Source organism: Pseudomonas sp. KH_050, from assembly GCF_057838875.1.
The window spans coordinates 3884210-3897142 of the sequence record NZ_CM174478.1 but is presented as its reverse complement, the minus strand read 5'-3'; the positions used below and the strand labels follow the sequence as shown (position 1 = coordinate 3897142).

At 56.4% G+C, this 12933-nt stretch carries 8 protein-coding genes; 7 read left to right on the top strand and 1 reads right to left on the bottom strand.

Features of this window, described 5'->3' with window-relative positions; translation table 11 throughout:
* Positions 1-102 precede the first annotated feature (102 nt).
* Positions 103-966 (bottom strand): MBL fold metallo-hydrolase, encoded by an 864-nt coding sequence (locus tag AC3IUA_RS17605; RefSeq protein ID WP_489355791.1) that lies wholly within the window; start codon positions 964-966, stop codon positions 103-105.
* 158 nt (positions 967-1124) lie between these two features.
* Between AC3IUA_RS17605 and AC3IUA_RS17600 the strand changes: the two genes are divergently transcribed.
* From AC3IUA_RS17600 to AC3IUA_RS17570, 7 genes are all read left to right on the top strand, one after another.
* On the top strand, positions 1125-1925 hold the full coding sequence (locus tag AC3IUA_RS17600; RefSeq protein WP_489355789.1) for a sulfite exporter TauE/SafE family protein: 801 nt from the start codon (positions 1125-1127) through the stop codon (positions 1923-1925).
* 552 nt (positions 1926-2477) lie between these two features.
* Positions 2478-3125: an alcohol dehydrogenase catalytic domain-containing protein gene (locus AC3IUA_RS17595; RefSeq protein WP_489355787.1), complete on the top strand. Its 648-nt coding sequence runs from the start codon at positions 2478-2480 to the stop codon at positions 3123-3125.
* Positions 3107-3685 carry a zinc-binding dehydrogenase gene (locus tag AC3IUA_RS17590; RefSeq protein WP_489355786.1) on the top strand — a complete coding sequence of 193 codons (579 nt, stop codon included), beginning with the start codon at positions 3107-3109 and terminating at the stop codon, positions 3683-3685. The genes AC3IUA_RS17595 and AC3IUA_RS17590 overlap by 19 nt, the downstream gene beginning before the upstream one ends.
* 4 nt (positions 3686-3689) lie before the next feature.
* A complete protein-coding gene (locus AC3IUA_RS17585) occupies positions 3690-5546 on the top strand; it encodes a non-ribosomal peptide synthetase (protein WP_489355784.1) in 1857 nt (618 codons plus the stop codon).
* Position 5547: 1 nt separating this feature from the next.
* Positions 5548-11307, top strand: a complete 5760-nt coding sequence (locus tag AC3IUA_RS17580) for a beta-ketoacyl synthase N-terminal-like domain-containing protein (protein WP_489355782.1) — start codon at positions 5548-5550, stop codon at positions 11305-11307.
* Entirely contained in the window at positions 11297-12025 is a 729-nt protein-coding gene (locus tag AC3IUA_RS17575) for a thioesterase II family protein (protein WP_489355780.1), read from the top strand. The genes AC3IUA_RS17580 and AC3IUA_RS17575 overlap by 11 nt, the downstream gene beginning before the upstream one ends.
* Positions 12015-12932, top strand: coding sequence for a serine hydrolase (locus tag AC3IUA_RS17570; protein WP_489355778.1), 918 nt, complete (start codon positions 12015-12017; stop codon positions 12930-12932). Before AC3IUA_RS17575 ends, AC3IUA_RS17570 begins: the two co-directional genes overlap by 11 nt.
* Position 12933 lies beyond the last annotated feature (1 nt).

Below are 12933 nucleotides of genomic sequence, written 5' to 3'. Positions count from 1 at the left end.
GCATAACCTGCAACCGCGTTTTACCAGACACATCGCGTCTGCCGAATTACGACGGCTGCGCCGCCGGACGCTGCCTCGCGGTGCTCGTCAGCTGCTACAGGCTCAGAGTTGGTTGAGGGGAATTTTCAGATAAATAATCCCGTTGTCTTCCGCTGGTGGCAGATTCCCGGCCCGCACATTCACCTGAATCGCCGGCAGCAACAGTGTTGGCATAGTCAGCCCGGCGTCGCGCTGGGTGCGCATGGCGACGAATGCGGCTTCGTCGATGCCGTCGTGCACATGAATATTGCCTTGGCGTTGTTCGGCGACCGTGGTCTGGCATTGCGCGGCGCGGCGGGCGCACGGGTAGTCGTGGCAGACGTAAAGGCGGGTTTCGGCAGGGAAGGCCAGCAGCTTGTGGATCGAGCCGAACATCTGGTTCGCATTACCGCCGGGGAAGTCGCAGCGTGCGGTGCCCACGTCAGGCATAAATAGGGTGTCGCCCACCAGGATCAGCTCATCCTCGATCAAATAGGCCATGTCTGCCGGGGTGTGCCCTGGCACGTGCAGTGCCTTGGCCTTGAGGTTGCCGATGGTGAACTCTTCGTCTGGCGCGAACAGGTGGTCGAACTGCGAACCGTCGACGGAAAATTCCGGCTCAAGGTTGAACAGGGTCTTGAATGCCTCCTGGACCTTGCGGATCGACTCGCCGATGGCGATCTTGCCGCCCAGTTCCTGGCGCAGGTAGGGTGCGGCGGACAGGTGGTCGGCGTGGGCGTGGGTTTCCAGCAGCCACTGCACCTGCAAGCGGTGTTCGCGGACGAAGGCGATCACCTGATCCGCGTGGGTGGTTGCGGTGCGCCCTGAGGCGGGATGGTAGTCGAGTACCGGGTCGACAATCGCGCAGTGCCGGTCATCACCTTCGTATATCACGTAGGTGTAGGTCGATGATGCTTCGTCCAGGAAGGCTTGAATCAACGCTGGCATGGGGGCAGATCCATTCGGGATACGTCCAGAGGTTAAGTACTTTATCCGCACACTGACTAGTCTGGATGTGATTTTAAATGATGCAAACCTTGTATCGTAGGCGCCATTCGAAGGCCGGGTTTTTTGCGGTTTTAATTAAAGTGGATCAAGAGCGTTTTATGCTGCTGGCAACATTCTTTGGTGTGGTGATGGGTCTGGTCCTCGGCTTGACCGGTGCCGGCGGCGGCATTCTCGCGGTACCGGCGCTGGTGCTGGGATTGGGTTGGAGTATGACCCAGGCGGCGCCGGTGGCGCTGTTTGCGGTGGGCAGCGCGGCTGCGATCGGTGCCATCGATGGCCTGCGACACGGCCTGGTGCGTTACCGCGCGGCGTTGTTGATCGCCTTGCTCGGGGCCCTGTTCTCGCCGGTGGGTATCTACTTCGCCCATCGTCTGCCGGAAAAAATGCTGATGGTACTGTTCAGCCTGCTGATGGTCATCGTGGCGTGGCGGATGCTGCGCCGCGAATCCCGGGATGCCGGGCCGAGTGATCATGGCAGTGCTTCCTGGGGCCAGAAAAACTGCATGCTCGACCAGCAGACCGGGCGCTTTTCCTGGACCGTGAAATGCTCGGCGACCCTCGCCGCGTTGGGCGCGGTCACTGGCGTTGTGTCAGGACTGCTCGGGGTGGGGGGCGGCTTTCTGATCGTTCCGGCCTTCAAGCAACTGACCGATGTGCAGATGCGCGGAATCGTCGCCACCTCATTGATGGTGATCAGCCTGATTTCGGCGATAGGGGTGATCGGTGCATTCTACGCGGGCGTTTCGATCAATTCGACGGGTATGTTGTTCATTGTCGCGAGCATCGTCGGCATGCTGCTGGGCCGACGACTGTCATCCCGGGTGCCGGCCAGAGGCTTGCAGGTGGGGTTCGCGAGCATTTGCATCGTCGTGGCGGGATATATGTTGCTCAGGGCATAAGCTCAAGGGGCGGCTACAGCGGCTGATAGTGCAGGCTCAAATCCAGCTCCTGCTTGAGGTGTAAGAGCTGAAAATATTATGGCGAGTGGGCAAACCCCAAGCGCTGAGCGAGAACACCCAAAGCCTCGCAGCGAAAGCTGCGGTTTTTTTTGACTCAAAAATTCTGAGTCTCAGGAGATTTGCCTTGGGAAGTTTTTTTTCTCTGAATTGTGTACTTTTCATAACAAGAAGAAATGTTTTGTTCGAAATATTTCGGTTAATACCGAATCTTGCTGTAGGAAAATGGTTACGCTATTTCGAGAGATTTCTGAAGTCGAGTTGGGAATAGTATTTCGCTGGTTGTAAGTAATCTCTGAAATTCAGGTGTTTTCTTTGCGTGAATTTTTTAAATGTACCAGTTTCGGTTTTCCGGCGATCCGTCATTGATTGATCTGTCGGTCTACTTCGTTGTGTTTTTTGAATGATTGACCTGCTGTTGGCGGTGGCTGGTAGTGAGGTGTGTAGAGGAAGGATTTCTAATTAAATAACCAAAAATCCAAGGATGCTCAAGATATGAAAAAGGTAGGCGTGATGCTTGATCTTACAAGTCTCAATGTTCCTGAGATGATGTTGGCGCAAACTATTAGATCTGAAAGGTATGGCCAACCTTTGAGCGCATTTGCTCTTGAGTCGGTACCCGTGCCTTGCTTTCAATCCGATGAGTGCTTAGTCAAGGTCATGGCTGCTGGTGTCAATCACAATGGCGTTTGGGCTGCACGAGGATATCCAGTTGATGTCATTGATCTTCAAAGGTCCTGCGGTGAGAAACATGACTTTCATATTGCCGGATCCGATGCTTCCGGAATCGTCGTTGCGGTAGGCAAGGATGTGCACGACATCGCTATCGGTGATGAAGTGGTGCTGCACTGTGGTTGGTGGGATTGCGATGCAGTGGCCGATGAGATCATGGATAAGTCGGCAAAAATCTGGGGTTACGAAATCAACTTTGGAGCTTTCGCGGAGTATACACGGGTCAAGCGGCAGGCGATTCTGCCCAAGCCCGCGCACTTGAGTTGGGAGCAGGCGGCGTCCTACATGCTCTGCGGGGCGACGGCCTACCGCATGCTGCATGGCTTTGCCCCGCATACGGTTAAGCCGGGCGATGTGGTCCTTATATGGGGGGCAGCGGCGGAATGGGCTCGATGGCTATTCAATTGGTAAACGCCGCTGGAGCCATCCCCATTGCCGTAGTGAGCAGCGACGAAAAAGCGGATTACTGTCGTCAGATTGGAGCCAAAGGCACGATCAATCGTCAGGAGTATGAACATTGGGGCGTACTCGAAGATATAGAAAATCCGGTTGGATATGCCCAATGGCTGAGTGAAGCCAGGCGTTTTCAGCATGAAATCTGGCGTTTGGTAGGAGATAAGAAAAACCCCAGTATTGTCATTGAACATCCTGGCGAAGATACATTTCCGACATCCTCCTTTGTGTGCGCGCCCGGTGGAATGGTGGTTATTTGTGCCGGAACCAGTGGGTACAAGGGCACCTTCGATATTCGCTATCAGTGGATGCGACAAAAAAGATTTCAGGGCTCTCACTTTGCCAATCTGGTTCAATGCAGATCATTCAATAAGTTGGTTTGTCAGGGGCTGGTAAAGCCTTGTTTGACTAGAGTTTTTGATTTTGAATATTTGCCGGAAGCCCATCAAATCATGTTCGAGAATAAGGAGCTTTTGGGTAACTTTGCCATTCGAATCGGTAGTCATCGGGAGGGTTGAACGAATGTTGTTTATTCAAAAATTTGTCGATCTCGCTCTTGCGCTCCCCGAAGTTCCAGCCATTGTTGATGTGTCGTCGAAGCTTTCATACGGCGAGTTATATGATCAGGCGCAGCGCTTGGCCGAGGTTGTCGCTTTGACAAATTCGGGCTCGATGATCGGTGTGTTGATGGAGAAAAGTATCGATTACATCGTCTCGATACTGGCTATTCACTTATTGGGGCGAACAGTCGTACCACTGGACAGGAGTTACCCGGTTGAGCGATTACAGCAAATGATCACTTCCATCGACTTGTCGTTATGTCTGCTGAATGAGCAGGAAAACGTCGAGTTGACGGTGATGCTAGACAAGCGGACGCGCTCGCTGCGTATTGATGAGCTCACCGCGCCGTCGGTAGGTACTGGCAGTGTCGAGATTACGCCCGAGATATTGGATGAAGTGCCGGCTTACGTGGTTTTTACTTCCGGGACTACCGGGCAGCCCAAACCGGTCATGGTGCCGTATCGATCGCTGAGCACCCTGATCGACTGGATGGTGAAAGCGCCAGGTCAGGCTGGCACCACGTTGTTGTACGCGGCCCAGGGTTTTGATGTCTCATTTCAGGAGATCTACAGCGCGTTGTGCCATGGGGATCGTCTGCTGGTCATCACGGACGAGCAAAAGAAAGATCTGCACGAGCTGACTCGAGAGATGGTTTCTGCGGCCGTCACGCGCCTGTTTCTGCCGACCTCAATGCTGATCCCTTTCGTCACGTTCAATCTTCACGACTCGAAAGTGTTGGCTGATCTGCAGGAAGTGATCTGCGCCGGTGAGCAGTTGAAAATCAGCCCTGTCGTCAGGCAATGGTTCAAGGCTCATCCTCAGTGCCTACTGATCAATCACTATGGTCCGGCCGAAACGCATGTGGTGATGGAGCATCGGCTCGGTGGCGAGCCAGAAGACTGGCCGGATTTGCCTCCCATCGGCCAAGTCACCCAGGCCAGCACCGCTTACCTGCTCGATGACCAGTTGCAGCCAGTCCTACCGGGCAACACCGGACTGCTCTATATCGCCGGCCGCTCGCTGGCGCTGGGTTACTACGGTATGTCCGCGCAAACGGCGGAGAAGTTCGTGACGCATCCCCAGACAGACGAGCGGATGTACAACACCGGCGACATCTGTGTCCTGAATGAACAGGCGTTGTTCGAGTACAAGGGCCGGCGTGACCGGCAGTACAAGGTTCGTGGCTACCGGGTCGAGCTGAAAGAAATCGAGATCGTCGTCGCTGATTCCGAGCTGGTCGACGATTGCCTCGTCGTGGCCCGACAGTTCGGCCGGACTACGACGCTGGTCCTGTACTTCACGGCGCTGGAACGTGATCAAGATCTCAGTATGAGCCTGCATACGCATCTGGCGGCAAGACTGCCAGATTACATGCTGCCGTCCTTCTACAAAAAGATTTCGGCCATTCCTTTGACGCAAAACGGCAAGGTCGATCTGCAAAAGCTGCCTCAAGTCGGTGGGCTGCGATCGCACATTTCAACGAGCTACGTTGAGCCGCATGGTGAGCTTGAAACGACGGTGTGTGAGCTGGCGGCGTCCTGTTTTGGTCTGGACCGGCTCGGTGCCACCGATAACTTCATGGACGTCGGTGCGAACTCGATCACTCTGATTTCCCTGTTGGCCGAACTACGTTACGTGCTGGCCCATGACTTCCGCCAGACTGATCTGTTCGAGTACCCGACGCCCAGATTGTTGTGTGCCTGTTACCAGTGCTCGCTGGATACGACGCAACAGGTTGCGCCGGCGGTTGTACCCACCAGCAGCCGAAAACAGAGATCGGCCACCATTCAAAGATTTCAGGAAAGAAAGGGAGGCTGACATGCGCGATCATGAGGAGTATCAAGGACCGTCGGATGAAAGTGGCATTGCGATTGTCGGTATGTCTTGCCGTTTTCCGGGGGCAACATCGATCCACCAATACTGGCAAAACCTGTTGAACGGTGTTGAAAGCATTTATGTCGAGACCGGCGCGGACGGGCAAATTTTGGCTCGCGCCGAGCTTCCGGGTATCGAAGACTTCGATTACGGTTTTTTCGGGTTCAGCTACAAGGAGGCCCAGTTGCTGGATCCCCAGCACAGGGTCTTGCTCGAATGCGCGTGGGAGGTGCTGGAGGATGCATCGTTGCACGCGCAGACCGGTGCTGTTGGCGTATTCTGCGGTGCCGGCCCCAGTTCCTATTTCATTAACAATGTTCACGGCCTGCGTGCCCGCGACAACGCTTGCGGCTTGTATCATTCCTCCGAGGCTCTGGCGCAATTCATGGCCACGGACAAAGAGTTCCTCGCCAGTCGCATCGCTTACAAGCTCAACTGTTGCGGTCCTGCGGTAAACGTTCAGGCCGCCTGTGCGACGTCGATGTTCGGTATTCAGGCCGCCATTCAGGCGCTATTGCTGAGGGAGTGCGATGCGGCACTGGTCGGTGCCGCAGCGGTCTCTGTTCCGCAATCGATCCCCTACTATTTCGAGCCCGGCATGCCTTTTAGCGCCGATGGGCATTGTCGTCCGTTCGATGCCAAGGCCAGCGGGACAGTGTTCGGTTCGGGTGCAGCGGTAGTTGGACTGAAAAGGCTCGTTGATGCTTTGGCCGACGGTGATCAGATCCATGCGGTGATTCGCTCGGTCGCCACCAACAACGATGGTGCTCATCGAGCGGGTATGTCGGCGCCTTCTGTGGCCGGGCAGGCTCGGGTCATTCGCGAGGCACTCGATATCGCCGGTGTCGGTCCCGCGCAGGTCAGCTACGTCGAGGCCCATGGCACTGCGACTTCCATTGGCGACCCCATCGAAATCAAGGCCCTGGCCAATGTCTTTGCCGACCGTGACCACACCTGTTTCCTGGGGAGTGTCAAAGGCAATATCGGGCACCTGGGATGGGCGGCCGGGATGGCCGGTCTGATCAAGGCAGTCCTGATCGCTCGACACAAGGTGATTCCCCCGACCCTCAACTTTGAACAGTACAACCCGCAGCTGTACATTGAGGAAACCCCCTTTACCGTCAACCGGCAACAAGTGGTCATCACGACGCCTCATGTCATTGTCGGGGTCAGCAGTTTCGGCCTGGGTGGCAATAACTCGCACTTGATTGTCGAGACGGCGCCGGCACCGAAGGTTGCCAGTTCATCACTCGACCATGAGCGGTTGTGCCTGATTCCCGTCTCGGCCAGAGAGCGCGACGGCCTGCAGCAGCTGTGCACCGGTTACCGGCAGTTTCTCGAGGCTCAAACGGACGACAGTTTCCCCCTGTTTGTCGCCAATCTTCTTCATTCCAGATCATTGTTCGAGCAGCGCACGTACGTCATCGCCAGCCATCGTAGGGAAGCCATCGACGCACTGGCGGGGTTGACCTTCGACGCTTGGCCGCCGGCGGCGACCGCGCCACGGGTTGGTCTGATGTTTTCCGGTCAAGGCGGCGAACATCGGGACATGGGGCGAGAGCTCTATACCCATGAAGCGCTGTTCAAAGCCGAGCTGGATGCGTTCGACCCGGTTTGCCAAGACGTCTTCGGTGCCTCTGCCGCAAATCTGTTATTCGATCCCCTGATCAACGGGAAAATCGAGGAGGATATTGCTCGCTCGCAGCCCATGACATTTGCTCTGCAAGTGGCGATGTCGCGCCTGTTCCTGAGTAGTGGCATCGGCCCCGTGGCACTATTCGGGCACAGCCTGGGTGAGTACGCGGCAGCCTGCGTCGCGGGTGTGTTCACTGCCGAGCAGGGTTTCCGGATGCTTGTGCAGCGCAGCCGATTGCTGGATTCGCTGGGAGACATCGGGGCCATGGTAGTCCTTGGGGGCGATCACGAGTGCGCGTCGAGATTGATCGAAAGAACGCCAGGTGGGCTGTCGATTGCCGCTTTGAACGCGGTAAATAACACGGCGGTATCCGGAACGCTAGAAGCGGTTGAGCTGCTCCTGAAAAACGCGGACGCTGCCGGGGTGAGCGCAACGCGATTGAAGATTTCACGTCCCGGGCACTCCTCTTTGTTAGACCCGTTACTGGACCGCTTTGAAGCCTATCTGGACAGCGTCGAACTGAGCCCACCTGTTCGTCCTTTCATTTCCACTGTAACGGCAACACTGGCCGGCGATGAAGTGGCGACCTCGCATTATTGGCGTCGTCAGTTGCGTGAAACCGTGAGTTTCCGAGCGAGCGTTGCCGTTGCACTTGACCTGGGTTGCACTCACCTGGTCGAGATCGGGCCGAAAGCCATGCTGTCAGGTCTGGTGCTCAGCGAGGCCGGAGATGGCTCGAGCGTGCTGCCCATGGCGAGGGGAGGGCAGATGGATCATCGACAGTATCTGACGGTGCTGGGTGAGTTGTTCCAGGCCGGCGCCGATGTTCACGTGCCGGCCACGCAAGAGCGGGCGCCGATACTGGCGGGTTTGCCGACTTATCCTTTCCAGCGCGTTCGCTGCTGGATTGAAACGTCTGAGCCGGCTCACGCCCTAGCCGAACACACCTATCAAACGGTCTGGCAGTCGTTGACGGTGGAACGGATGGACAGCCACTCGACTGCCGGACAAAAGGTTTTGTTTCTCGCGCCGAACGAGGCAGTCAACGAGGCTGAAACCCGCTATCTGGAAAACACCTTCGGCCAGTTTCACTGTGTTGCGTTGAATCGCTTCATGGGCATTGACGCGTCATCGCGCGAAGCCTTGGATGTCATCGCAGCGCAGGATTTTGACGGGATGTGGATGGAGTATGTTGACGGCGTAGACAGGGTGTATCTCGACCTGCGGCAGTTGCCGAACAATGACGTATCCACGGCAGTCAGTACCTGTGCGCGAGTCTTGAACCTGTTGCGCTCCGTGCCTGACGGTTATGACCGACCTCCACAATTTTGTCTGTTGTTTGCCACGGCGGCCATCCGCGATGAGGGCCTGAGCCTCAACCCGGTGGCAAACAGCGTCGTGGGCATGCTTCGCTCGGTGTTGATCGAAGAGCCTGACTGGAAGGTGACCGTTCTCAATTTCATCAGAGAGCAATCTCCCACAGACATCGAGGATGCCAGCCCGATCGAGTTGTTGCCGTTAACCGACGAGCTCGTCATCACGGTCAGACAGGCGCAAGCCTTCGTGCCCCGGCTGGAAAGGACAATGGACAGCCATGACGCCCGCTTCAGCTTCCCTGCCGATCACAGTTACCTTCTGATCGGCGGTGCTGGCGGCATCGGCAGGCAGTTGATCGAAAGCCTTTGCGCTGATCAGATCCGGTGCATTCATGTTATCGGACGCTCGGCACTGCCTGGTGAAGCGATGCAAGCCCTGATGATACGTTACCCGAGCGTCCGGTATCTGGGGCTCGACCTTTCGTCCGATCAAGGGCGCGACGAGTGTGCGAATTGGCTGCAATGTGCAGCGATTGGCAAGGTGACCATTTTCAATCTGGCCGTCGATCTCCATGACCAGTTATCCAGCGAGGTTCAGGTTGCGGATCTGCAGCGTTCGTTCGAGGCTAAATGCACGAGTGTCCTGACTCTTTACCAACTGCTATGTGACCAGGGACGGGCGATCGAATGTGTTTTCAATTTCTCTTCGGCCACTTCGATTCTGGGTAATGGCGGACAGTCGACCTATGGTGCGGCCAGCGCCTTTCTCGACGCCGCCCATGAGGCATTGTTTCCCCGGGCGTCCAGGGTACTGACGGTCAATTGGGGGGTGTGGGGCGATGCCGGAAAACTGCGCGATAACCACCAGCGAATGCAGGTGCTCAAAGCCAGTGGCTTGAACAGCCACAGCAGTGAACAGGGCTTGCTTGTTATCCGTCAGTTACTGTCCGGTCCATCCCGTATCGCTGGGTTCATGAACATTGACGCCAAGGTCTTGGGCGACAGATCTCGGGTGTGTGCACGATTCCTTGAGCAGCTGGTGACTGATGACAGCAATAAAGACAGGACCCGGCCGGCCAGCGTTTCGGCTCGCCTTCTCGAGTGTGCCGATGAAACTCAGGTGGGTAGCGTGCTCGAGACCTGGCTCGTAGCAACGATTGATTCGCTGGTCGGTCTGGAGGCGTCGAGTCGTGGACGCTACGACAAGATCAAAGAGTTTGGCTTCAAGGCCCTGGGCTTTGACTCATTGGCGCTGGTGCAACTGAAGAATGCACTCGTCACGCAGTTTGACCTGCAGTGGACCGTCAAACACCTTAACTCCATGCAGGCGTTAAGTGAGCTGCATGCCGTCCTTGTGTCCCACGTCAGTCAGCCGGCATGGCGTGCAGCCCATAGCGAGCGCAACGGCTCTGTTGATATGGATGTGCAGGACACAGCGGTTTCATTACAACAGATGCGGTGGATTTCGCTTATTGGCAAGGACTATGGTCTGCGCGTAATTCCCTATTTGATTTACTGTCGCTTCGACGCCGAGCACTGCCGGAATGCGTTGTTTCAGGTGGTGGATGAGCATCGGTTGTTGCGAACGTTTTTCCCGCAAGGACAGCCAACAGTCAGAACCACCGCTGAGGTCCTCCAGGACTTTGGGGCGCTGTTTACGGATTTGTCTTCACAAACGGCTGCGGACAAAACACAGCAGATCGCGGCCCGTGTGCAGGCCATGGCGCAGGCGTTGCCCAAACCAGAGGATAATGTGACTTGGGCGATTCACTTTATCAATGTTGGGGAGCCATTCTTCATCGCGTTGATAGGGGTTCAACATCTGGAGTTCGATGGCAAATCCCTGACCCTGTTGTTTGACCGGTTTGGCGAGTGTCTGCATCACCTCGCCGAGCATCAGCCGCTGAATCGTATAGATCACGACATTGGCTATGCCGACTATGCGCGACGCCAACAGCAGTATCTGAACCAGCAGTGGGCCATCGATGCCGGCTTCTTTAAGGGACTGTACAACGCCTTTGAAGGCCCTACCGTTTTGTCCGCGCATCCGGGTTTCACATCTATTGCCGCTTGTTCGTCGTCCCGGTACAGCGTCGAAGTCGCCGGTGCGAACCGTATTTTGAGCGAGCTGGCCGAGCACCACGGGTTCAGCGTGTTCAATGCAATCTTGTATGTTTATGCCAAGACTATGGCCGACGTCATCGGTTGCGATCAGTTGATTATCAGTGCGATCAACAGCGGGCGTGGTTTGAGTGAATTCAACAATGTGATCGGTCCGTTCACATCTCCACTGCCGGTACCGATCACTGTGCATCACGACTGGTTGAGCGGCATCTCAATGGTTGCACGCACGCTGGAGGCCATTCAGGGTTATCCACTCATGCACCCGTCCATGTTGATCGGTGAAGTGTCGGCGTTTTCCGGAATGGCGCACGACACCTACTTTTCGGACGTAGGCATCAACTTCCTCAACTATCGCCACACCGCTGAGGCCCCGGGCAAGGTTCGGATCGAAGGAGTGGAGATCCTTGGTCCGGTATCGGAGGGGTTGCTGTCGGGGGCCAACGTCGAAGACATGCGGCGAGTACCGGGTCTGCATCTGGTGGTCGAAATCAACGGCGATGATTTGCGCTTTAACTTCTGGTTCCACACCCAGCGCTTCTCGACCGCCGAAGTTGAAGACTGGGGGCATCGCATGGTGCAGCACCTGGAGCATCTGCTTAGCCTGGCGAGGACAACCGATGAGTACTGAGCCGCTGACGCTGCTGTGCTTTTCGTACGCGGGTGGCAGCGCCGGATTCTATGCACGCTGGCGTCGTGTGTTGCCGCATGTCAGGGTGATTCCGGTCGACATTCCAGGACGGGGTGGGGCACAGGATGCACCGGCATTGGTCACCCGCGACGGACTGATCGACTATTTGCTGGCCCACTACGCTCGATGGTGCGTACCCCCCTATGCGCTCTTCGGCCACAGTCTGGGCGGGCGCATCGCGTTCGAGTTCCAGTGGGTGCTGGAACAAACGCGCGGGCTTAAAGCCGCCCGGTTGATCGTCAGCGGATGCCTGGCCCCCGAACGGTTCGCCGAGGCCATGCGTATCCGCGAGCAGGATCTGAGCGATTCAACCTTGTTGCAGGTACTGGCAAGCCTGGGGGGAACTCCGCCGGAACTGATAGCCAATCCCGCACTGATGAAGGCGGCGCTGCCGATGATCAAGGCCGACTTTCAGCTGGCTATCGATCTTTCGAAAAGCATCGTTACGCCCGTCATGGCGCCTATCGACCTGTTGCTGGGCAGCCAGGACAAGGTCACCAACCTCTTCAAGGACTATCCAGGCTGGACCCGTCATACCTCCCGTGGGTGTCAGGTATCAGTCATCGACGGGGATCATTTTTTTATTCGTTCCCAAACGATATCGGTCGCCAAACTGGTAGGGGAAAAACTGCAGGAGTTTGCATTGAATGATGGATGAACCTGAGGTGCTGAATTGGTTGGGTAGCCGTGGTTGGCCACTGCATGTCATCGGGCAGCGGATGAAAGAACGGGCACAGTATGAACCAGCCTGTTCCTACCGCTGGTGCATACACGATGTGGTGCGCGGCACCCGTCATGCGTTCAATGAGCACGCCCGTGTTCCCGCCTCAAGTACCCGCAAGCTGTACATCCTGATGGCAGTGCTGCTGCTGATTGAGCGTGGAGAGTTGGCGCTGAGCGACAGCGTCGTTGTGGATAACGAAAGAGCAGGGGTTCAAACCTGTGGTGGTCTCTGGTTGCTGGACAGCCCCCGGGTATTCACCGTGGCGGAACTGCTCAAGTTGATGATGGGTTTAAGCGACAACGTCGCCACCTTCTATCTTGTGGATCTGCTTGGTCTTGAACGCTTGAATGCGTTGTCGACTGTACTTGGGTTGACCGGGACTTGGCATTTATCGGCGGTGCCGAGTCAGGCGTTGACTGCCAATCACTCGTTGAGCGCAGTCAATACCACTACGGCGTCGGACTTGGTAACGGCCCTGTCGATATTGGTGGAAGGCGCAAACAATCGCTTGCCTGCCGGCGGGGCTTTTATCCGCCGGGAGTTGTGCGAGTTCGGCCTGAACAGCATGCGCGCGCAGCAAGACACCACTGCAATCAGGAGCTGGCTGACCGATGTGGACCAGGTAGGCGACAAACACGGCATCGGCTATCGCAACTACAACAACGTCGCTTACCTGGCCCATGGCGGCGTAGTAAGGATCATCTTTTCGATCATCGTTGACGACCTTCATCGCATTGAAAGTCCCATGCCAGCCTTCGCTCACGCCAGGGATTTCATCGCCCTGTTTTCCCGCTTGCTGGATGACTACACCAGGCTTGAATACCCCTCTAAGGAGCTTTGAT

Coding starts and splice junctions, on each gene's coding strand:
- AC3IUA_RS17605 (WP_489355791.1), bottom strand. CDS start 966: ATGCCAGCGTTGATTCAAGCCTTCCTGGACGAAGCATCATCGACCTAC.
- AC3IUA_RS17600 (WP_489355789.1), top strand. CDS start 1,125: ATGCTGCTGGCAACATTCTTTGGTGTGGTGATGGGTCTGGTCCTCGGC.
- AC3IUA_RS17595 (WP_489355787.1), top strand. CDS start 2,478: ATGAAAAAGGTAGGCGTGATGCTTGATCTTACAAGTCTCAATGTTCCT.
- AC3IUA_RS17590 (WP_489355786.1), top strand. CDS start 3,107: ATGGCTATTCAATTGGTAAACGCCGCTGGAGCCATCCCCATTGCCGTA.
- AC3IUA_RS17585 (WP_489355784.1), top strand. CDS start 3,690: ATGTTGTTTATTCAAAAATTTGTCGATCTCGCTCTTGCGCTCCCCGAA.
- AC3IUA_RS17580 (WP_489355782.1), top strand. CDS start 5,548: ATGCGCGATCATGAGGAGTATCAAGGACCGTCGGATGAAAGTGGCATT.
- AC3IUA_RS17575 (WP_489355780.1), top strand. CDS start 11,297: ATGAGTACTGAGCCGCTGACGCTGCTGTGCTTTTCGTACGCGGGTGGC.
- AC3IUA_RS17570 (WP_489355778.1), top strand. CDS start 12,015: ATGATGGATGAACCTGAGGTGCTGAATTGGTTGGGTAGCCGTGGTTGG.